19 protein-coding genes are annotated in these 19584 nt (G+C 68.6%); 7 read left to right on the top strand and 12 right to left on the bottom strand.

Features of this window, described 5'->3' with window-relative positions; translation table 11 throughout:
* Nucleotides 1–158: 158 nt before the first annotated feature.
* The 3 genes from ACLARN_RS22965 to ACLARN_RS22955 form a co-directional block, all read right to left on the bottom strand.
* Nucleotides 159–1466, bottom strand: a complete 1308-nt coding sequence (locus ACLARN_RS22965; protein WP_409493491.1) for an amidohydrolase family protein — start codon at nt 1464–1466, stop codon at nt 159–161.
* Between the two features lie 162 nt (nt 1467–1628).
* Entirely contained in the window at nt 1629–2279 is a 651-nt protein-coding gene (locus ACLARN_RS22960; RefSeq protein ID WP_076156686.1) for a response regulator, read from the bottom strand.
* Nucleotides 2276–4051: a sensor histidine kinase gene (locus ACLARN_RS22955; protein WP_409493490.1), complete on the bottom strand. Its 1776-nt coding sequence runs from the start codon at nt 4049–4051 to the stop codon at nt 2276–2278. The genes ACLARN_RS22960 and ACLARN_RS22955 overlap by 4 nt, the downstream gene beginning before the upstream one ends.
* A 243-nt stretch (nt 4052–4294) precedes the next feature.
* On the opposite strand from ACLARN_RS22955, the gene ACLARN_RS22950 reads away from it, so the two are divergent.
* Both ACLARN_RS22950 and ACLARN_RS22945 read left to right on the top strand, forming a co-directional pair.
* A complete protein-coding gene (locus ACLARN_RS22950) occupies nt 4295–5017 on the top strand; it encodes an ABC transporter ATP-binding protein (RefSeq protein WP_409493489.1) in 723 nt (240 codons plus the stop codon).
* Nucleotides 5017–7263, top strand: a complete 2247-nt coding sequence (locus tag ACLARN_RS22945; RefSeq protein ID WP_409493488.1) for an FtsX-like permease family protein — start codon at nt 5017–5019, stop codon at nt 7261–7263. Before ACLARN_RS22950 ends, ACLARN_RS22945 begins: the two co-directional genes overlap by 1 nt.
* Before the next feature lie 215 nt (nt 7264–7478).
* Here the strand turns inward: ACLARN_RS22945 and trmB are convergent, their stop codons facing one another.
* The 6 genes from trmB to ACLARN_RS22915 form a co-directional block, all read right to left on the bottom strand.
* Nucleotides 7479–8162, bottom strand: a complete 684-nt coding sequence (trmB, locus tag ACLARN_RS22940; protein ID WP_409493507.1) for a tRNA (guanosine(46)-N7)-methyltransferase TrmB — start codon at nt 8160–8162, stop codon at nt 7479–7481.
* Between the two features lie 44 nt (nt 8163–8206).
* Nucleotides 8207–8722: a hypothetical protein gene (locus ACLARN_RS22935; RefSeq protein WP_409493506.1), complete on the bottom strand. Its 516-nt coding sequence runs from the start codon at nt 8720–8722 to the stop codon at nt 8207–8209.
* A 196-nt stretch (nt 8723–8918) separates the two neighbouring features.
* Nucleotides 8919–9671, bottom strand: a complete 753-nt coding sequence (locus ACLARN_RS22930) for a hypothetical protein (protein ID WP_409493487.1) — start codon at nt 9669–9671, stop codon at nt 8919–8921.
* Complete coding sequence (locus ACLARN_RS22925; protein ID WP_409493486.1) at nt 9668–10588, bottom strand: ATP-binding cassette domain-containing protein; 921 nt, start codon at nt 10586–10588, stop codon at nt 9668–9670. The genes ACLARN_RS22930 and ACLARN_RS22925 overlap by 4 nt, the downstream gene beginning before the upstream one ends.
* A gap of 151 nt (nt 10589–10739) precedes the next feature.
* The gene (locus ACLARN_RS22920; RefSeq protein WP_409493485.1) at nt 10740–11471 is read right to left on the bottom strand and encodes an ABC transporter permease; all 732 of its coding nucleotides are present in this window, start codon (nt 11469–11471) and stop codon (nt 10740–10742) included.
* A 31-nt stretch (nt 11472–11502) separates the two neighbouring features.
* Nucleotides 11503–12441: an ABC transporter ATP-binding protein gene (locus ACLARN_RS22915; protein WP_409493484.1), complete on the bottom strand. Its 939-nt coding sequence runs from the start codon at nt 12439–12441 to the stop codon at nt 11503–11505.
* A gap of 190 nt (nt 12442–12631) precedes the next feature.
* Here ACLARN_RS22915 and ACLARN_RS22910 point away from each other — a divergent pair, with 190 nt between their 5' ends.
* Together ACLARN_RS22910 and ACLARN_RS22905 are read left to right on the top strand one after the other, a co-directional pair.
* Nucleotides 12632–13210, top strand: coding sequence for a TetR/AcrR family transcriptional regulator (locus tag ACLARN_RS22910; RefSeq protein ID WP_409493483.1), 579 nt, complete (start codon nt 12632–12634; stop codon nt 13208–13210).
* Nucleotides 13211–14122 carry an SDR family NAD(P)-dependent oxidoreductase gene (locus tag ACLARN_RS22905; protein WP_409493482.1) on the top strand — a complete coding sequence of 304 codons (912 nt, stop codon included), beginning with the start codon at nt 13211–13213 and terminating at the stop codon, nt 14120–14122.
* Between the two features lie 104 nt (nt 14123–14226).
* Here the strand turns inward: ACLARN_RS22905 and ACLARN_RS22900 are convergent, their stop codons facing one another.
* The 3 genes from ACLARN_RS22900 to ACLARN_RS22890 form a co-directional block, all read right to left on the bottom strand.
* Nucleotides 14227–14640: a VOC family protein gene (locus ACLARN_RS22900; RefSeq protein ID WP_409493481.1), complete on the bottom strand. Its 414-nt coding sequence runs from the start codon at nt 14638–14640 to the stop codon at nt 14227–14229.
* 75 nt (nt 14641–14715) lie between these two features.
* The gene (locus ACLARN_RS22895) at nt 14716–15372 is read right to left on the bottom strand and encodes a response regulator (protein ID WP_409493480.1); all 657 of its coding nucleotides are present in this window, start codon (nt 15370–15372) and stop codon (nt 14716–14718) included.
* Nucleotides 15369–16562, bottom strand: a complete 1194-nt coding sequence (locus ACLARN_RS22890) for a sensor histidine kinase (protein ID WP_409493505.1) — start codon at nt 16560–16562, stop codon at nt 15369–15371. The genes ACLARN_RS22895 and ACLARN_RS22890 overlap by 4 nt, the downstream gene beginning before the upstream one ends.
* Before the next feature lie 115 nt (nt 16563–16677).
* On the opposite strand from ACLARN_RS22890, the gene ACLARN_RS22885 reads away from it, so the two are divergent.
* From ACLARN_RS22885 to ACLARN_RS22875, 3 genes are all read left to right on the top strand, one after another.
* Nucleotides 16678–18309, top strand: a complete 1632-nt coding sequence (locus tag ACLARN_RS22885; protein WP_409493479.1) for a dynamin family protein — start codon at nt 16678–16680, stop codon at nt 18307–18309.
* 115 nt (nt 18310–18424) lie between these two features.
* Complete coding sequence (locus ACLARN_RS22880; protein ID WP_409493478.1) at nt 18425–18904, top strand: hypothetical protein; 480 nt, start codon at nt 18425–18427, stop codon at nt 18902–18904.
* The gene (locus ACLARN_RS22875) at nt 18901–19581 is read left to right on the top strand and encodes a TetR/AcrR family transcriptional regulator (protein ID WP_409493477.1); all 681 of its coding nucleotides are present in this window, start codon (nt 18901–18903) and stop codon (nt 19579–19581) included. Before ACLARN_RS22880 ends, ACLARN_RS22875 begins: the two co-directional genes overlap by 4 nt.
* Nucleotides 19582–19584 lie beyond the last annotated feature (3 nt).

Genomic DNA, 19584 nt, shown 5'->3' with positions numbered 1-19584 from the left:
CATGATCACTGACTATCGACCGCAAATCACGCGTCACACCCACAACGGAACGCTACCCCACACCCCGTTACAATCAGCAACACCACCATCACAGTCAGACCGGCAGCTGCTAAGTAAGTGGCATTGCCCTGGGACGGGTGGGGGGCTGCGTAGGTGAGTTAAGAGCGCAGCCTCGCCGAGGTTTCGGCTACTTCTGCCTGCACCTTCGCGCGGTCCACGCGCAGGGATTCGCCGTCGCCGACGACCTGCTCGCCCGCCACCCACACGTCGCGCACCCGGCGCGAGCCCGCGGCCCACACGAGGTTCGAGAGCAGCTGCTCGTCCGGGACGTCGACGCCTGCCGCGAAGGCCGGGTCGTCGAGGTCGACGTGCACCATGTCCGCCCACCGGCCGTTTTCCAGCGCGCCGATGTCGGTCCGGCCCAGCGCGTCCGCGCCGCCGCGAGTGCCGAGCAGGAAGGCGTCGGCGGCGGTCAGCACGGTCGATTCGCCGGTCGCGAGCCGCGCGAACATCGCCGAGAGCTGTAGCTCCTCCCACAGGTCGATGTCGTCGTTCGACGCCGGGCCGTCCGTGCCCAGCCCGACGGCGACGCCAGCCTTCCGAAGGTCCGTCACCCGCGCGATGCCCGAAGCGAGCTTCGCGTTCGAGCCGGGGCAGTGCGCCATCCCGACGCCGCGCGCGGCGAACAGGGCGATGTCCTCGTCGGACAGGTGGATGGCGTGCGCGGCCAGCGTCCGGCCCCGCAGCATCCCGACCTTCTCCAGCAGCGCGGGCACCGAGCCGTGCTCCTCGCGCTGCTTGACGTCTTCGAGCGCCGCCTCCGCCACGTGGATCTGCACCAGTGCGCCGCGTTCGGCCGCCGATTCCGCGGTCGCGCGCAGCGCTTCGACGTTCAGCATGTACGCCGAGTGCGGCCCGTAGCCGACCTCGATCCGCTCGCCGGGGCCGAACCGGAGACCGTCGGTGTCGATCCAGCGTTCGATGCCCTTCAGCATCGCGCGCCAGTCCATCCCCGGCAGTTCCATGATCGGCGGGCCAAGGATCACGCGGCCGCCGGTGGTGAGCACCGCGTCGGCGAGCTGTTCGCTTTCGAAGTACATCTCCGCGCTGGTCGTGACACCGTGCCGCAGCATCTCGACCGAGCCCAGCAGCATGCCGGTCCGGATGTCGGCGGGCTTCAGCTTCGCCTCGGTCGGCCAGATGATCTCGGTCAGCCACCGCAGCAGCGGCAGGTCGCCGCCCATCCCGCGCAGCAGCGTCATCGGGCTGTGCGCGTGCGCGTTGACCAGCCCTGGCAGGAGGAGACCGCTCAACCGGGTCACGGGAGCGGACGTTTCGGGAGCCCCGGACAGGGGACCGACATGGGTGATACGCCCCGCCTCGTCCACGTCGACCACGGCGTCACGCAGCAACGAGCAGGCGGGGTCGGCGGGGAGAACGACAGGAGCGTGGAAACGGCGTTGCATGAAGGGAGCTTACGTGTGCCATTTATCGCGCCGACCGCTATCTCGTCGCCAGGACGCGGCCTGCGCGTGAACGGCACTATCTCCTTATCGGGCGCCCTGCCGCCGAGATACCGGGGCCTTCGGCCAAAAGGCGCGACTTCAAAGCAAAGGTCCTCGCGCCGCTCAGTCCACTACACCGCTCCGCCACGCCCAGGCCGCGATCTCCACCCGGTTCCGCGCGCCCACCTTGCCCTGCACCGACGCCAAATGCGTTTTCACCGTCGACAGCGACAGGAACAGCTCCGCCCCGATCTCGGTGTTCGTCAGCCCTTTCGCGGCCGCCTTGACCACGTCCAGCTCCCGCGCGGTCAGCGGCTCCGACGGCGGGACGACGTCGCGTTTCACGGTCCCGCCGTCGAAATGCTTCAGCAGCCGGACGGTGATCTGCGGCGAGACCAGCGCGTCCCCGCGTGCGGCCGCGCGCACCGCCTCGATCAGCAGCGCGGGCCCGGCGTCCTTCAACAGAAACCCGCTCGCGCCGTTCCGCAGCGCGGTGTGCACGTACTCGTCGAGGTCGAAGGTCGTGACCACCACCACCTTCAGCGGATCGGCGACGTCCGGCCCTGCCAGCTGCTTCGTGACTTCGAGCCCGTCGATCCCGGGCATACGGATGTCCAGCAGACAGACGTCCGGGCGCAGTTCGCGCGCCTTCGCCACCGCCGAGACACCGTCCGCCACGTCGGCGACCACCTCGATGTCGTCGTGGCTGTCCAGGATCATCCGGAAGCCGATCCGCACCATGTCCTGGTCGTCGGCGATCAATACCCGGATCACTCTTCTCCTTCAAGTGGTAGCCACGCTTCGACACGCCACCCGCCGCCCGGCGCACGCCCGGCGGAAAGCCGGCCGTTCAGCAGGGCGACACGTTCACGCATCCCGATCAGACCGTAGCCGCCCGACCCGCCGGCCGGACGGCCCTGGGGCTCGCGTCCGTCATCGGTCACCTGGAGGTGCAGTTCCGACCCGGACACCTCGGCGATGACCAGCGTCTCCTTCGCGCCGGACGCGTGCTTGCCGACGTTCGTCAGCGACTCCTGCACCAGCCGCAACGCCGACCGCCCGACCTCGTGCGGCACGTTCGGCGGCAGTTCGAGCTTCATCGACGTCTTCACGCCGTGGTTCGACCGTTCGATCAGGGTCCGCAGGTCGGCGGCGAGATCGGTGGTGGCCTGCTCGCTGAACTCGCTGCTCCCGGCCGGGGCGTCGCCGCGCATGCTCCGCACGAGCCGCCGCATCGCCGCGAGCGCCTCCACCCCGGCGTCCTCGATCCGGCCCATCGCCTCGACCGCGACCTGCGGGTTCTTCTCGCCCATCAGCTTCGCCGCCTGTGCCTGCACGACGATTCCGGTGACGTGGTGCGCGACGACGTCGTGCAGTTCGCGCGCGAGCGCCATCCGCTCCGACGTCTGCGCGTCGCTGATCGCCGACTGGATGACCTGAGTGCGCTCCGAATCCCGCGAACGCAGCGCCAGGCCGACCGCCACCGCGATGCCGAGCAGTAGCAGCGCGATGACGGCGAAACCGGCGATGTCGTCCGGGTCGGTCGTCAGGTTGGGGGTCGGCCGTTTGGCGTTGAGGACGCAGGCCAGGGCGACTACCACGGACAGTCCGGCGATCCGGGGCACGGCCTTGCTCAGCCCGACCGCGCGGACCAGGGTGACGACCAGGCCCATCCCCGCGACGACCTGCGTTCCCGGCACTCCGCCAGGTGTCGGGTAGTCGTACCTCAAGCGCAGGAACGGCGTCACCAGCGCGGAAAGCAGCATGACCGCGGTGAGCGCGACCATCGCGTCGGCCGGTCGGCGCGGCGCGGCGACCGCGATGATCGCGGCGACGATCGAACAGACCAGGATGGGCAGGCCGTGCGCACTGCTGGTGTAGGTGAAGCTGAATTCCAGGATCAGCGCGACGGCCAGCATGCCGATGAGCGGCCATTGGCCCAGCACCAGCTTGTTGAGTTTCTGCAGCTTCTCGTAACGGTTCGGGGTCACCGTGCGGTCGCGCCCGGGGATGGCGAAGACCAGCGTGCAACCCAGCAGGATCCCGCCGAACAGCATCGCCTGCGCCATGGTGCCGTTCGAGCTGTCGCCGTAGTAGTAGCGGCCGGACACCGCGGTCAGGGTGGCCAGCACCAGACCGGAGATCACGGCGGCCGCGACGCCAGGACGCGTCCGGCGCGCCGCGTAGAACAGGATCTCCACTCCCGCCACCACCTCGGTGATGGACAAGTGCGCGAGCACGCTCGAGTAGGTCGGGATGTCGTAATACCGGACGACCAGCGTGTAGGCCACCAGCACGACCGAAGCCGCGACAGTGGCCACGGCGGCCCGTTTCTGTGCCCAAAGCGCGCAGAACACCATCGCGAAGATGCCGGGGAACAACAGTAGGTCGATGCCGCGGGGGCCCGTGTCGTCGAACGCGGCGTCGGTGATGAAGAACAGGTCGAACGCGAGCGCGGCCAGCAGTACGACGGTGGGCATGCCGAGGCGGCGCGCGAGCGAACCCGCGCGTGCGTAGAACTTGTTCTGGGATGGACCTGCTGTCACACCGTGACGGTAGAGGATCCGCCGCCGTCCGCACCTTGGCCGACCGGTCCGACCCGGGTCGGCCGATCGGCCGATGCGGAGGTGATCAGCACTGGCCGTCTGCCCGAAGTGGACAGACACGGTTCGAAGGGAAGCTGATCGCGGCTGAGTTGACCGAGGTCTTTTGATCTCTTGAAGTCGCGCCCCTTTCGACCGTCAGGTCTCGTGATCGTGATGGCAGGGCGCCCTTTAGCGGGAGGTAACGTGAATTCCGAAGCAGCGCCCTGGCAGCACGATCACGAAAGGCGCGATAACAACACCGTACTTTCGGGCCGCGGGCTGGTGAAGCGGTACGGCACGCAGTACGCGCTGGCCGGGATCGACATCGACATCCAGGCGGGTGACGCGGTCGCCATCGTCGGGCCCTCCGGCTCCGGCAAGACCTCCCTGCTGCACGTACTCGCCGGGATTCTCCGCGCCGACTCCGGGCAGATCTTCCTCGCCGGGCAGCGCGTCGACCAGCTCAACGAGCGCAAGCGCAGCGAACTGCGGCGCACCGAGTTCGGCTTCGTGTTCCAGTCCGGGATGCTCGTCGCCGAATTGAGCGCCGAGGAGAACGTCGCGTTGCCGTCGCTGCTGAGTGGCAAGGGCCGCAAGGAATCCATCGAGGCCGGCCGCGAATGGCTGGCGAAGCTCGGCCTCGCGGGCAAGGAGAAGCGCCGCCCCGGTGAGCTTTCCGGCGGTGAGGCGCAGCGCGTCGCGATCGCACGGGCGCTGACGCACCGGCCGAAGGTGATCTTCGCCGACGAGCCGACCGGCGCGCTCGACACCCGCACCGGCCGCGCCACCATGGACGCGCTGCTCGCGGCCGCCGCCGAAAGCGGCGCCGCGGTGATCGTGGTGACCCACGACCGTGAACTCGCCGAAGCCATGCCGCGCACCGTCTCCATCCGCGACGGCCTGATCGCGACGAGGTTGGCCGCCTGATGAACAGCTTCCAGCTGGCCATGCGGGTGCTCCGGGTCGACCGCCGGACCCGCATGTCGGCCATCCTCACCGCGGTCGGGGTCGCCGTCGCGACCAGTCTGGTGCTCCTGCTGGCTTCCCTCCCGGGTGCCACGCAGGCCCGCTCGCAGCGGGCGATCTGGCAGGACATCCACAGCTACTACTCCACTTCGGGGGAGGCCCAGCGTCCGGCGCCGCTGCTGATGGCGGCGAACAAGGACTACTCCGGTGACCGCGAGATCATCCGCGTCGACATCGCCCAGACCGGCACTTCGCCGATGCTCAGCCTGCCGCCGGGCATCCCGAAGCTGCCTGCCCCCGGCGAGTCGATCGTCTCGCCCGAGCTCGGGAAGCTGATCCAGTCGACGCCGCAGGCCCAGCTCGGGGACCGGTTCGGCAAACTCGTCGACTCGCTCGGCCCGGACTCGCTGATGTATCCGGAGCAGCTGGTCGCCGTCGTCGGCCACACCCCGGAGTCGATGCCGGAGTCGGCGCAGGCCGCGGACGGCTTCCCCAACAAGCAGGCCAAGCCCGATCCGATGCTCGAACTGCTCGCGTGGGTCGGCGTCATCGTCCTGCTCGTGCCGAGCCTGGTGCTCGTCGCGTCTTCGGCCCGGCTCACCGCGGCCCGGCGTGAGCTGCGGATGGCGGCTCTGCGGCTGGCGGGCGCGACCCCGGGGCAGGTGACGAAGATCGTCGCCGCCGAGACCGCGTTGTCCGCGGTCGTCGGCGCCTTGCTCGGCATCCTCGTGGCACCGGCGCTACAGGGCCTCTCGACGTTCGTCCCCTGGGCGGGCGGAACCTGGCTCGCGTCGGACTTCAGTCTTTCGCTCGGCTCGACCATCGCGGTCGCCGTGGCGATCCCGCTGCTGGTCGTGTTCGCCGGAGTCCTCGGCATCCGCCGCGTGCTGAAGACGCCGCTGTTCGCCGCCTCGGGGCACGCTCGCAAGCCGCTGCACTGGTGGCGTCTGCTCGCGGTCCCCGTGTCGGGTGCCTTCTTCCTCTTCGCGGTCACCCAGGACGACGCCAGCTTGCCGATGGTGATGTTCGGCCTGTTCCTGCTGGTCGCGTCGGCCGCGATCATCGGACCGTGGGTCACCTCGGCGGTGGGCGGCACGTTCGTCCGCATCTGGCGCAAACCGGCGTCGCTGCTGGCCGGGCGAAGGCTCCGTGACGACCCGAAGAGCGCCTACCGGGCCACGGCGGGTGTCGTGCTCGCGGTGTTCACCGGCTCGATGGCGCTCACCCTGCTGCCCTCGTTCGAGTCGATGGCGGGCGGCGGGCGGACCTTCAAGGACAACGTCCTCTACGCCGAGGCCGACGCGACCCACTCGCAGCAGATCGTGGAGGGGACCAACGCCTCCCTCGCCCGCAACGGGATCGCCGACAAGGCCGTCGCGGTCGGGCAGGTCTACCTGTCCACCGGCGAGGTGGGGACCCGCTCCCAGACGCTGAACCGGGCCTTCGTGATGACCTGCGAAGACGCCACGAAGCTGCTTCGGGTGAACATCGGCGGCTCCTGCCAGCCTGGTCCCGCGATCTACAGCAGCACCAAGATCGACCCGGCGTCGTACCGCGTGACGACGGACTACGACAAGGCCGGTACGCAGCTCGGGAACGTCCCGGCGCATACGTTCCCCGAGTCCGAAGAGGACACCTACAGCACGATCGTCATCGACCCGGCCCTGTTGCCCGCGGACGTCAAGCCGGAGCGCCTCGACGTGGTCGTGCCGACGACCTCGGAGAACGGCGAGGTCGTGCGGACCGCGCTGGTCGGGGCGGCACCGGGCCAGGAGATCGGCAGCCGTGGGCTGCACCTGGTCGGCCAGCAGCAGGAACTGGCCGACCTGCGCCGGGTCACCGTGATCGGCCTGATCGCCGCCGGGGTGCTCGCCGGGTGCAGTGCGGCCGTGGCGACCGCCGGTTCGGTGATGGACCGCCGTCGCACCTTCGGGGCACTCATCGCGGCCGGGACCCCGGTCCGGGTGCTGGCGAGGGCGCTGCGGATGGAGGCGGCCCTGCCCGCGATGGTGGCCACCATCGGCGCGGGTGTGGTCGGGATCGGAGTCGGCGTGGGGCTCTACAGCATGGTCGAGAAGGACCCGGTCGTGCTGAGCCCGTGGCTGCTGGCGCCCGTGGTGCTGGGAATCGGGGTGGCGTTGCTCGGGGCATCCGTCTCGACCCCGGCGCTCAAGCGGGTGCAGTCGGAGCCGCTCGCCGACGAGTAAAAGATTCGCCCGAATGGCGTCATGCCATCAGGGCACGCGGGTCTCGTGGGTGGAGTCGCTGGAAACCACCCACGAGCCGGGTGTCCGGTCGTCCCTCTGTCGGGGGAGGGATGAACGGGCACCGGGGACGCGCAGGGGGCGTCCCGAGGTGCGGGGGTGTGACGAAAGGGCCGGTCAGGGACGTGGGGACGTCCTGACCGGCCCTTTCCGTCGGTTCAGACCCGTTCGAAGATCAGGTCGTGCGAGATCCGGCCTTCGACGTCGGCGCGGTTCTCGAACTTGGTGACCGGGCGCCACTCCGGGCGCGGCGCCCAGCCCCCGGGCTCGTCGGCGTGGCGGTTGCGCAGGAGGGGCTCGGCGGAGCAGACCTCCATCATCTGCTCCGCGTAGTTCTCCCAGTCGGTCGCCATGTGGAAGGTCCCACCCGGCGCGAGCCGCGACGCCACCAGCGAGACGAACTCCGGCTGCACGATCCGCCGCTTGTGGTGCCGCTTCTTCGGCCACGGGTCCGGGAAGAACAGCCGGACCCCGGCCAGCGAGCCCGGCTCGACGTGCGAAGTCAGCAGCACCACGGCGTCACCGTGCATCAGCCGCAGGTTCTTCACCCCGAGCTTCTCCGCGCGCAGCATCAGCTGGCCCAGCCCGGGTTCGTAGACCTCGACCGCGACGTAGTTGAGTTCCGGCGCGGCGGCCGCGAGCTGGGACGTGGTCTCGCCCATGCCCGACCCGATCTCCACCATGACCGGGGCCTGCCTGCCGAACCAGTCGCCGAAATCCACCGTACCTTCGGGCAGTTCGCCGACCGTGCGGCCGAGCGACGGCCAGAGCTCGTCCCACGCTCGCTGCTGCCCGACGGTCATCCGGCCGCCGCGTTTGACATAGCTGACCACGCTGCGCATCCGTGGCTGGTCCTCGTTTTCCACCCACCCATTAAACGTGGGGGTTACCGGACCGCTTCGAACTCCCCCAGCCGTGACCGCAGGCCGGCGAATCCGGCGACCGAGATCGGCGGCGGCGTCGTGCTGGAATGGGCGGGGAGAACGTCGATCCAGCCGTCGTGGCGGCTGGTGTTCAGCACCGTGGTCGGGATCGAATGCCCGGACGCTCCGCGTTCGGAAGGCATGAACTCCCAGTAACCGGATTCTCCGTCCGCGGCCCACGGGACGAATTCCCAGCCGGGACGTCTGCCGAGCAGGCCCGCGATGCGATCTTCGATGCGGAAACCGAGTTCCCGCGATTCGAGCCTGCCTTCCACGACGGCGCGAAGCCACCACGGCGCGGGGATTTCGCCGTGCATTCCACTGGACGCGCGGTACAACGCGACAACGAGATCTTCGGGCGCGCGATGCACCCAGGCACGGCGAATATCGGATGGCCGGGTCGCGGACGCCACCGTGCGGGGCAGTTCGATCGCCTGTGACCATTCGAGGTCGAGCATGGGCTCGAGCCGGGGCTGCATACTTTCCGTGCGGGCTTGCGGGATCGTGCGTTCTACTCCCTGACCGGAATCCACCGTCAAGGATCACCTCCGGGGCCGAGAGCCGAGAAATAAGCTCGTACCGAGCATCGCCCGGTCAGGAACAGTATGTCCGCTTCCTGTGAGGGAAGCCACAGCCTCTTAACGTGGACTTAACTCCTTTGGAGGCGGTAAAAGCTCACGCGTCCCGCCGGTGGGTGATCATCAGTCCGGCCGCATAAACAATCACGCAGATACCAGCGAAATAAGCCAAATAGCCCCAGGGGCCCATCGGGGGTTCGAGTTTCATCATCGAAACCGTCAGATCCGATCCGGAAAACTGATTCGCCGCGAAGAACGGCATCCACTGGTAGATGTCGTCGCCAACGCGCGGAATCAGCAGGACGAGGCCCTCGATCAACTGTGTCCAGACCAACGCGAACCCGAGGGCCAGCGCGGGGCTGCGGAACAGCAGGCCGAGCCCGACGCCGAGCAGCCCGGTCAGCAGGAAGGTCAGCCCCTGGCCTGCCACCGCGCGCCAGTCGGCGCCGGAGGCCAGCCCCAGGTCGGAGGCCGGTTTGATCAGGTACGCGACAGCCCATGAGCCGAAGCCCACCAGCAGCCCGATCAGTCCCGAGAACACCCCGACGACGGCGCCCTTCGCCAGCAGGGCGGGCACGCGGGACGGCACCGCCTGGAAGGTGAGTTTCATCGTGCCCCAGTTGAACTCCGTCGCCGCCGCGAGAATGGCGAGGATGAGCACCACGGTGCGGCCGAGCGCACTGGCGATCTGGGTCGAACCGACGCCGGTCTGTCCCTCCAGCGGAACGAAACCGAAGAACAACGCGGTGTAGGCGAGCGCGACCACGACCGCGATACTCGCGCACCACCACGGCGCGCGTGTGCTCAGCAGCTTGATCCGCTCCGCGCGGAGCATGTTCGCCGCGGTCATCGGGCGACCTCCGGGACCTGGCCGGTGCCGTATTCGACGGCTTCGGCGGTGAGTTGCATGTACGCGTGTTCGAGCGAGCCGGTGAGCGGCTTCAGTTCGTGGAGGGTCGCGCCCGCGGCGAAGGCGAGCTCGCCGATGTCGTCGCTGTCCATTTCGGACACGATGAGGGCGCCGTCCTCCTCGCGGAATTCGGTGCCCTTCTCGGTCAGCGCCGTCCGCAGTTCGGGCAGGTGCGGGCTGCGGACCCGCACGCCGAGGCCCTTCGCGCGGCCGACGAAGTCCTCCATCGTGCCCTGGTAGATCAGCTTCCCCCGGCCGATCACGACGAGGTCCTGCGCGGTCTGCGCCATCTCCGGCAGCAGGTGGCTGGACACGAACACGGAGCGGCCCTCGGCGGCGAGCGCGTGCATCAGCTGCCGGATCCACACGATGCCCTCGGGGTCGAGCCCGTTCACCGGTTCGTCGAACAGCAGTACCCGGGGGTCGCCGAGCAACGCCGTCGCGATCCCGAGCCGCTGCGACATGCCGAGCGAGAACTGCCCGGCCCGTTTGCGGGCGACCGACTCCAGCCCGACCAGCCGGAGCACCTCGTCGACGCGTTTGTCCGGCAGGCCGTTGGTCGCGGCCACCCACCGCAGGTGCTCGCGGGCCGAGCGGCCGGGATGCCGCCAGGTGGCGTCGAGCATCGCGCCGACCGTCCGAAGTGGATCATGCAGTTCGCGGTAGGCCTTGCCGTCGATCGTCACCGAGCCCGACGTGGGGTTGTCGAGGCCGAGGGTCATCCGCATCGTGGTGGACTTCCCGGCCCCGTTCGGTCCGAGGAATCCCGTCACACGCCCTGTTTCGGCGGTGAAGGAAAGGTCGTCGACGGCGATTTTTTCGCCGTAGCGTTTCGTGACTTTGGTGGCCTCGATCATCAGCCCTCCCTCCGGTGGATTACGACATTACGCGGGAAAGGACCGGGCTGCCCCCCGATTAGGCGGCCCGGTCCTTGTTCCCCTTTTTCTCCCCGGCCGGACGTCTCGCTCCCCCGAGCGAGGCGTCCGGCTTTCTCCCCTGTGGAAGTCCTTACGCGTCGCGCTTGTTCGCGACGACCAGCGAGATGACCAGCAGCACCGCGGCGAAGCCGGCGAAGTAGGCCAGCGATCCGGCCTGGCTCAACGGTGCTTCCGTCGCGGTGGGGCCCGACGCGGTGAGGAACCTGTCGGCGACACGGAACGGCATCCACTCGTAGATGTCCTTGCCGATCTTCGGGATGAGCTGGATCAGGTTCTCCACCGCGAGGGCGTAGATCAGCACGAGTGAGATGGCCCCGGCGCTGTGCCGGATCAGGATACCGACGGCGATCGCGATCACCGAGGCGAGTGCGAACACCACGCCCACCCCGGCGACACTGGTCCACTCCGCGGCGGTGTTCAGTGCGAGGTCTTCCGGCCGCATGACCGAGGCGAGGCCCCAGGCGCCGAATGCGGCGACCTCGCCGACCACGAGCGACAGGGTCGCGACGACGCCGGTCTTGGCCAGCAGCGCCGCGGTGCGGTTCGGCACGGCCTGGAAGGTGGTCCGGATGGTGCTGAAGCGGTATTCGGTGGTCACCGAAAGCGCGGCGAGCACCATGATCACGGCCATGCCGAAGCCGTAGCCGAACTGGGTCAGGCTGACGTCGGTGAGTTCACCGGCGGGTGCGGCGCCGGAGACGATGGCGGCGAAACCGATCACGACCGCGAGTGCGGCCAGCGCGCACCACCATGGCGAGCGTGTGGTGAACAGCTTGATGCGTTCCACAGCGAGCAGAGTCATGACTTTTCTTTCCTCGAAAGAGTTTGAGTGGCTACTGGGCGGCGGCGACCACTTCGGCGGCTTCGGCTTCGAGACCGGTGTGGTACTCGACCGAATCGCCGGTGATCTGCATGAAGGCCTGCTCCAGGGAGCCGGTCTGCGGGCTGAGTTCGTGCAGCACGATCTGGTTGGCCGCGGCGATCTCGCCGATCTTGTCACTGTCCATACCGGACACGACGAGCGACTTGTCGACGTCGGTGACCTGTGCGCTCGCCTGCGTCAGCGCGGCGCGCAGCGCGGGCAGTTGCGGCGACCGGACCTTGACCGTGTTCTCCGCCGCCCGCGACACGAAGTCTTCGGTGGAGGACTGGGAGATCAGCTGTCCCTTGCCGATCACGATCAGGTGACTCGCGGTGAGCGCCATCTCCGAAAGCAGGTGCGAGGAAACGAACACCGTGCGGCCTTCGTCGGCGAGCCGGTGCATGAACTTCCGGATCCAGAGGATGCCCTCGGGGTCGAGGCCGTTGACCGGCTCGTCGAAGAGCAGGACCTCCGGGTCGCCGAGCAGGGCCGCCGCGATCCCCAGTCGCTGCGACATGCCAAGGGAGAAACCACCGGCGCGCTTTCCGGCGACGCTGGTGAGCCCGACGGTTTCGAGCACTTCTTCGACCCTGGTGGCCGGGATCTTGTTGGACTTCGCCATCCACTGTAGATGCGCCCGCGCCGACCGGTTGGGGTGCACCCACTTGGCGTCCAGCAGCGCACCGACCGTCCGCAGCGGGTCCTTCAGTTCGCGGTAGAGCTTGCCCCCGATACGTACCTGACCCGAGGTCGGGTTGTCGAGGCCGAGGATCATCCGCATGGTCGTCGACTTGCCCGCCCCGTTGGGGCCGAGGAATCCGGTGACCTTCCCGCCCTCGACGGCGAAGGAAAGGTTGTTCACCGCCAGTGTCTTGCCGTACCGCTTGGTGAGGCCCACTGCCTCGATCATGTCTGCTCCCCTCGGCGACTGCGAGAGCAATCGTCGTCCATGTGGGTGGTCGAGCGCGTCATCCTGAGGTGCCAACCTGGTACCCGACCTGAGAAGTAGCTTGCCGTCTCCCGACGTCGTACGCGATCGGTGACACCCCTGAGTGTGACCCTGAATTGCCAGGGTTAATGAACCGTGGTTCAATAACCGCGTGGCGAGACCCCGCACCATCACCGACGAACGACTGCTGAAGGCGGCGGAAACCGTCATCGGCATGGTCGGCCCGGGTTTCACGCTGGCCCAGGTGGCGGCCGAGGCCGGCGTCGCGGTCGGCACGGTCGCCCAGCGGTTCGGCTCCAAAAACGGCCTGTTGCAGGCGTTGAGCAAGCTGAACACGCAGTCGGTCGTAGGGAGGATGCGAGACTGCGGCGAGCTTCCCGATTCCGTGGAGGGACTGCGGGCGGCGGTCGTCGTGATCTACGAGGGCTTGGGTTCGGCGGAAACGGCGGCGAACCACCTCGGGCAGTTGGGAGTGGACATCGGGGATCCGGAACTCCGTGCCCTGCTCGGCGAGCATTTCACCGCCGTGGAAGCGGAATTGCGACGGCTGGTGCGGGTCGCGGCGCGTGACCTGCCGGGTGCGCCGGGTGTCGTCCGTGCGGCGCGGGTGCTGCTGGGGGTGGCGAACGGAGCCGCGCTGGACTGGTCGATCCGGCCGAAGGGCCGGTTCGTCGACAGGGTGGGGCAAGACGTGGACGCGGTGCTGACCGCGTGGAAAGGAGTGTCCTGAATGGACCGGAAAGTGGCCGTGGTCACGGGGGCGACGCGGGGCTGTGGCCGCGCGATCGCGGTGGAACTGGGCAGGCTCGGCTGGACGGTGTTCGTCACCGGCCGCACGACACGCGAGCACCAATCACCGATGAAGCGGTCGGAGACGATCGAGGACACCGCGGAACTCGTCGACGCGGCGGGCGGGCGGGGCATCCCCGTGCGGACCGACTTCACCGTGGTGTCCGATGTGGACGCGCTGAAGGCGCGGATCGAGTCCGAAGTGGATGGCCGAATCGACGTCCTCGTCGACGACGTCTGGGGCGGTGACCCGTTCGCGCACTTCGAGGGGGCGTACTGGGACTCCAGTCTCGACGACGCGCTCACCCTCGTGCACAACGCGATCGACACACATCTGATCGCGCTGCACCGGCTTCTCCCGCTCGTCGTGAAGGCCGAGGGCGGTCTCGTCATCGAGGTCACCGACGGCGACCACGACGAGTACGTCGGCGCGGGGATCCCGTACTTCCTCGCGAAGTCCGGCATCCGCGCGATCGGCAGGGCGCTGGGAGCGGAACTGAAGAAGTACGGCTGCGTCGGCATGACCGTCACGCCGGGTTTCCTGCGGTCGGAGGCGATGCTCGATCACTTCGAGGTCACCGAGGAGACGTGGCGGGACGCGGTGGGCAAGACCGCGCCGGTCGACTTCGCCATCTCGGAAACCCCGACACTGCTCGGACGGGGCGTCGCGAAACTGGCGACCGACCCGGAGGTCTCGCGGTTCGCGGGCAAAACGCTGGCGTCGTGGACGCTGATGAACGAGTACGGCCTGACCGACGTCGACGGCTCGCGCCCCGACTTCGGCAAGTGGATGGCCGAAGTCAGGGACGCGGGCAAGGATCCGGAGACGGCGGACCACGCTCTGTACCGCTGAGTCACCGTGCTGGCCCGGTCCCGTGTCGCGAAAGCCACTTTCAGGACGTCTGATGTCCCGAAAGTGGCTTTCGCGACACCCGAGACCGGCCAGCTCGGCGCGGGCTATTTCTTCCCGGCCAGTACGTCCAGGTAGTGCTGGTTGACCATGACGCCGAGGACGTTGCCGAACGGGTCGACCACCGCCGCGGTCACGAAACCGGGGCCGCGCGTGGTGATCGGCTCGTACTCCTTCGCGCCCTTCTCGAGCAGCTTCGCGAAGGCGTCCTCGATGTTGTCGACGGCCCAGTTCGCGATGGCTCCGCCGGGGCCGGGCTGGGCCAACGCCGGCTGGTAGTCGCCCCTGACCAGGCCGAACTCGTGCTGGTAGTCGCCGATCCGGAATTCGGCGTAGGCGGGCTTCTCGTCGTGACCGTCGCGGACGAAGTACGGCTCGATCCCGAAGAGGTCCGAGTACCAGTCGATCGCGGCCGTCAGGTCGTCGGCGTAGAACGTGGTGGTGGTGAGTCCTCGCAGCATTTCCGTCTCCTCCGGTAAGTGGCTCTGGAGACAAGGATCCACCGCAAAGTGCTCACCGAATGACCACTTTCAGCCTCAGGTGATTCCGGGCCTGGCCAGCCCGGTTTCGTAGGCGAGCACCACCGCCTGTACCCGGTCACGCAGGTCCAGCTTGGACAGGATCCGCCCGACGTGCGTCTTCACCGTCGCCTCGGACAGGAACAGCGTCTCGGCGATCTCCAGGTTCGAGAGGCCCTTCGCGATCAGGACGAGCACCTCGCGCTCCCGCTCGGTGAGGACGTCGAGTTCGGCCGCGTCCCGCATCGGCTTCCCGCCACCGCCGACGAACCGGTCGAGCAGGCGCCGGGTCACCGACGGCGAGACCACGGCGTCACCCGAAGCGACCGCCCGCAGCGCCGACACCAGGTGATCCGGCTGCGTGTCCTTCAGCAGGAACCCGCTCGCCCCGCCTTGCAGCGCAGAGTAGACGTACTCGTCCAGGTCGAACGTCGTCATGACGAGCACCCGCGCCGTCCCGGCCTCCACGATCCGTTTCGTCGCCTCGACCCCGTCCAGCACCGGCATCCGGACGTCCATCAGCACGACGTCCGGCCTCAGTTCCTCCGCGAGGCGGATGGCCTGCGCACCGTCACCCGCCTCGCCGACGACGTCGATGTCGGCCTGCGCGCCCAGAACCATCCGGAACCCGACGCGCATCAATTCCTGGTCGTCGACGACCACCACTCGGATCACGTCGCCAACCTAACCGGGAGCCTCGCGTGCACCTGCCACCCTCCACCGGGAGCGGGTCCGACCTCCAGCGTGCCGCCGAAGACGTTCGCCCGTTCCCTCATTCCGATCAATCCGTTCCCGCCGGGGACCGTGAGTTTCCGCGGTCCGGACGGCGTGGCGTGTGACGTCGTCTTCGTGGCGGCGGGCACCAGCTGGTTCGCGCGGCCCGCGCCGTCGTCGGTGACCCGGACGTCGATCACGTCCTTCTCCCGGCGCACCAGTACCTCCGCCTGCGCGCCCTGCCCGGCGTGTTTCAGGGTGTTCGTCAGCGACTCCTGGACGATCCGGTACACGCCGAGCGAGACACCGGCTGGCAGTTCGGCCAGCGCGTCCGCGCCGATCGCCAGCGTCACCGGCACCCCGGCCTGGCGTATGCGGTCCGCGAGGTCGGTCAGCGCGCTCGCGTCCGGCTGCGGCACGCGCGGCTCGTCGTCACCGTCGCTGCGGAGCACGTCCAGCAGCCGTCTCAGTTCGGCGAGCGCGCCGCGGCCGGTCTCCGAAATCGTCTGCAAAGCCCGTTTCGCCATCTCGGGATTCCCGTCGACCGCGTAGGACGCGCCGTCGGCCTGCACGACCATCACGCTCACCGCGTGCGCGACGACGTCGTGCAGCTCACGGGCGATCCGGCCGCGTTCTTCGCCGACGGCGATCCTGGTCGCCTGGTCCCGTTCCGTCTCAAGTAGATGCAACCTGGCTTCCACCTCCTCGTGATAGGCGCGCCTCGCGCCCGCGAATTCGCCGAGCGTCCAGCACAGTGCGGTGGAGAAGACACCGATGATCACCAGTACCCAGAAGTCTTCCGGCGGGTCGACCCACAGCTGGACCGCCGACGTGACGAGGGTCGCCAGCAGGTACAGCAGCCCCTGTTTGCGCCCGACGTACACCAGCACCGAGTAGATGCTGATCATCACCCCGAACGCGCTCGCCGCGCCCAGCTCCAGCGCGCCGTGCGGGATGCTGATCGCCATTACCAGGTACGCCGACCACAGCGTCGCCTTCCGCCGGAAGACCAGTGGGAGGACCATGGCGATGTCCAGCGGTACCACCACGTACCACGGGCTCATCGGGATCTCCGGCGTCTCGGCCGCGGCCACGTAGAACAGCATGTCGGTCATCAGCAGGACGACGGCGATGAAACTGTCCCCGGCCATGGGGTGGGCACGCATCCAGAGGCTTAACCGTCGCACCTGGTAACACTATGTCGGCCTCGGCGGTTCGCGCGTCGGTCGCCGGTACCACCTTCGGTGCGACCCGAGGATGAGCGGCATGGCACGATTCGAGTCGGCAAACTCGGCGACTGGGGAGGGGGCGGGTGTCGTGACGTCAGCGACGGAGCAGGGTCGTCTGGCCGGCCCGCTGTCGATGTCGGTGGCGAACCTCTGCCACCGCTTGCAGCCGCAGGTGTCCGCGCGGACCGCGGCCGGATTCGCCGAGGTGCTGCGCAGACTGGGCGGTCCGCTCCAGGTCGCTGTCGCAGGCCGCATCAAATCGGGAAAGTCCACGCTGGTCAACGCCCTGATCGGACGCCGGGTCGCGCCGACCGACGTCGGTGAGTGCACCCGGCTGGTGACCCGGTTCCAGTACGGCACGGTCGACCGCGTCGAGATCGTCTTCAACGACGGCCGCAAACAGGTACTGCCCTTCGCCGCCGACGGGATGATCCCGGCCGAGCTGGGCATCGACATCGACAAGGTCTCGCATATCGAGGCATACCTCACCAACGCGGTCTTGCAGGGCATGACCGTCATCGACACCCCGGGGCTCGGGTCGCTCGACGCCGCGTCGGTGTCGCGGACCGAGGAGCTGCTGGGCGCGGCGAAGCACCGCAAGCCCGAAGACGGCGAAGAAGAGAACGAAGAGGGCTCCGACGAGCTGGACGACACCTCGCGCAACGCCGTCGCGGGTGCCGAAGCCGTGCTCTACGTGGTCACGCAGGGCGTGCGTGCCGACGACCAGCAAGCGCTGGCCGCGTTCACCGCCGCGACCGCGAGCCGCGAGGCCGGTCCGGTCAACGCGATCGCGGTGCTCAACAAGGCCGACACCATCGCGCCGGAGTCGGTCGAAGGCTCGGGCGGCGACGTGTGGAAGGCCGCGACGCTGTTGTCGGAGAAGCAGGCGTCGACGCTGAAGCCCCGCGTCGCGGACGTGCTGCCGGTGATCGGGCTGATCGCGGAGTCGGCGGAGTCCGGCGGGTTCACCTCCGGCGACGCCGAGGCGCTGCGCCAGCTGGCCGAGATGGACGACGACATCCTCGAGACCATGCTGATCTCGGCGGACATCTTCACCAGCTGGGACTGCGACGTCGCGGCCGGGACCAGGCTGCGGCTGCTGGAGAAACTGGACCTGTTCGGCGTCCGGTACGCCGTCGAGGCGATCCGCGCGGAGCCGGAGATCACCGCGGGTTCGCTGCGACGGAAGCTGCTCGACGCCTCCGGGCTCGAAGCCGTCCGCCAGCGGCTGAGCATCGTCTTCGCCGCCCGCGCCGACGGCATCAAGGCGGCCGCCGCGCTGGCTTCGGTCACCGCGCTGGCCCACGCGTCGGGCGACCAGGCCGAACGGCAACGCGTCCACGACGCGATCGAGGTCCTGCTCGCCAAGCCCGAAGCACATCAGCTCCGGCTGCTCGAAGCGCTCACGCTGGTCGCGTCCGGCGCGGTCGACATGCCCGAGGACCTGTCCGAAGAGGTCCTGCGGGTCGGGAGCAACGCCGACATCGGCGCCCAGCTCGGCAAGCCGGGCGCTCCCCGCACCGACCTCGCCGCGCACGCGCTGGAACGCGCCGGCTGGTGGCGCTCCTTCGCCTCCTTCGGTGCGACGCCCGCCCAGAGCCGCGTCGCGCACGTCGTGCACCGGGCGTACTTCCTCATCTGGCAACAAATCCGCGACCCCCAAGCCTGACCCCCTCGCAACTCGTCCTCTACTTGCGGTAGTTCGACGCCGAACGACCGCAACCAGAGGACGAAACACGCGACCCGGATTGATAAACCGAGCGCTCGGTCTAATAATGGACTCCATGGAAACGATCGTCGACGAGCCCCAGTGGCTGCGCACGGCCTCCTGGCTCGGCTGCCCGCTGGCGGGCGCCGCACTCGGCTGGTTCCTCCAGTCGATCTCCGGCTGGGTGGTCTCCCTGAGCTGGGTCCCCTTCAAAGGCCCCTTCCAGCTCGTCTCGGACATCCCCCAGCCCTGGGGCGCGATCGGCGGGATCGGCGCCGGGCTCGTCCTCGGCCTGCTGTTCGCCGCGGTCTGGGCGCACGAGCGGCTCATCGTCAAGGTGACGCCGACGCGCATCACGCTGACCTCGAAGGGCCGCAGCCGCGCCTACGAAGCGCGGCTCCAGGCCGTCTTCCTCGACGGCAAGGAGCTCGTCCTGCTCGCCGCCGACGGCCGGGAGCTGGCGCGGGAGAAGGCTGACGTCGACCGCGAAGCCATCGCCAAGGCCTTCACCGAGCACGGCTATCCCTGGCACGCCGAGCCACCGGCGGTGAAATGAGGACGGTCGACCCGGCCAAGTACGAGGCGAAACGCCGCGCGATCCTCGACGCCGCCACGATGTGCTTCGCCGAGAAGGGTTTCGAGAAGACCACGACAGCGGAGATCTGCCGCGCGGCGGGGATCAGCACCGGCAGCCTGTTCCACTACTTCCCGAACAAGCGCGCGGTCTTCGCTGGCATCTTCGAGCAGGACGGCGACGAGACCGCGGCCCTGCTCGCGGCCGCCGGGGAGATCGAGGACCCGTGGGAGGCCATCCTCCACATCCTCATGTACCTGTCCGAGCAGCTCCTGCAACCTTTCGCGGCCAAGCTCGTCCTCGAGGTCGCCGCACAATGCACCCGTGACGCCGAATTGGCCGAGCTCGTCCAGGGCAACGACCGCGTCCTGCGCGACGGTCTCGTCGGTCTCGTGACCAGGGCGGTGGAGGCGGGCCGGATCGATCCCGGCATCGAACCGAAGGCGGTGGCCAGCTGGCTCGTCGCGTTGATCGACGCACCGCTGTCCCGCGCGATTCTGGAACCGGACCTCGATCCGGCTGCGGAACTCGCGGTGATGAAGGTGGTCCTCACCAGATTCCTCCGCCCCGTTCTGCCGATTCGGCCCCCGGACGGCGGGGAAGTATCCGACACTGGTGAAATCTCTCCGGGCCGATCGGGAAGCCCGGGACATCAGTAACGG

Origin of the sequence: Amycolatopsis sp. cmx-11-12 (assembly GCF_046269425.1) — a bacterium.
Taxonomy (GTDB): domain Bacteria; phylum Actinomycetota; class Actinomycetes; order Mycobacteriales; family Pseudonocardiaceae; genus Amycolatopsis.
The sequence above is the reverse complement of the archived record's forward strand: the minus strand, read 5'-3'. Positions and strand labels throughout refer to the sequence as shown.

Bases quoted from the DNA above. Each gene is read 5' to 3' on its own strand.
- ACLARN_RS22915 (WP_409493484.1), bottom strand. From the start codon at position 12,441: ATGATCGAGGCAGTGGGCCTCACCAAGCGGTACGGCAAGACACTGGCG.
- ACLARN_RS22875 (WP_409493477.1), top strand. From the start codon at position 18,901: ATGAGGACGGTCGACCCGGCCAAGTACGAGGCGAAACGCCGCGCGATC.
- ACLARN_RS22890 (WP_409493505.1), bottom strand. From the start codon at position 16,562: ATGGCCGGGGACAGTTTCATCGCCGTCGTCCTGCTGATGACCGACATG.
- ACLARN_RS22930 (WP_409493487.1), bottom strand. From the start codon at position 9,671: ATGACCGCGGCGAACATGCTCCGCGCGGAGCGGATCAAGCTGCTGAGC.
- ACLARN_RS22965 (WP_409493491.1), bottom strand. From the start codon at position 1,466: ATGCAACGCCGTTTCCACGCTCCTGTCGTTCTCCCCGCCGACCCCGCC.
- ACLARN_RS22920 (WP_409493485.1), bottom strand. From the start codon at position 11,471: ATGACTCTGCTCGCTGTGGAACGCATCAAGCTGTTCACCACACGCTCG.
- ACLARN_RS22935 (WP_409493506.1), bottom strand. From the start codon at position 8,722: ATGCAGCCCCGGCTCGAGCCCATGCTCGACCTCGAATGGTCACAGGCG.
- trmB (WP_409493507.1), bottom strand. From the start codon at position 8,162: ATGCGCAGCGTGGTCAGCTATGTCAAACGCGGCGGCCGGATGACCGTC.
- ACLARN_RS22925 (WP_409493486.1), bottom strand. From the start codon at position 10,588: ATGATCGAGGCCACCAAAGTCACGAAACGCTACGGCGAAAAAATCGCC.
- ACLARN_RS22900 (WP_409493481.1), bottom strand. From the start codon at position 14,640: ATGCTGCGAGGACTCACCACCACCACGTTCTACGCCGACGACCTGACG.
- ACLARN_RS22945 (WP_409493488.1), top strand. From the start codon at position 5,017: ATGAACAGCTTCCAGCTGGCCATGCGGGTGCTCCGGGTCGACCGCCGG.
- ACLARN_RS22905 (WP_409493482.1), top strand. From the start codon at position 13,211: ATGGACCGGAAAGTGGCCGTGGTCACGGGGGCGACGCGGGGCTGTGGC.
- ACLARN_RS22885 (WP_409493479.1), top strand. From the start codon at position 16,678: ATGGCACGATTCGAGTCGGCAAACTCGGCGACTGGGGAGGGGGCGGGT.
- ACLARN_RS22880 (WP_409493478.1), top strand. From the start codon at position 18,425: ATGGAAACGATCGTCGACGAGCCCCAGTGGCTGCGCACGGCCTCCTGG.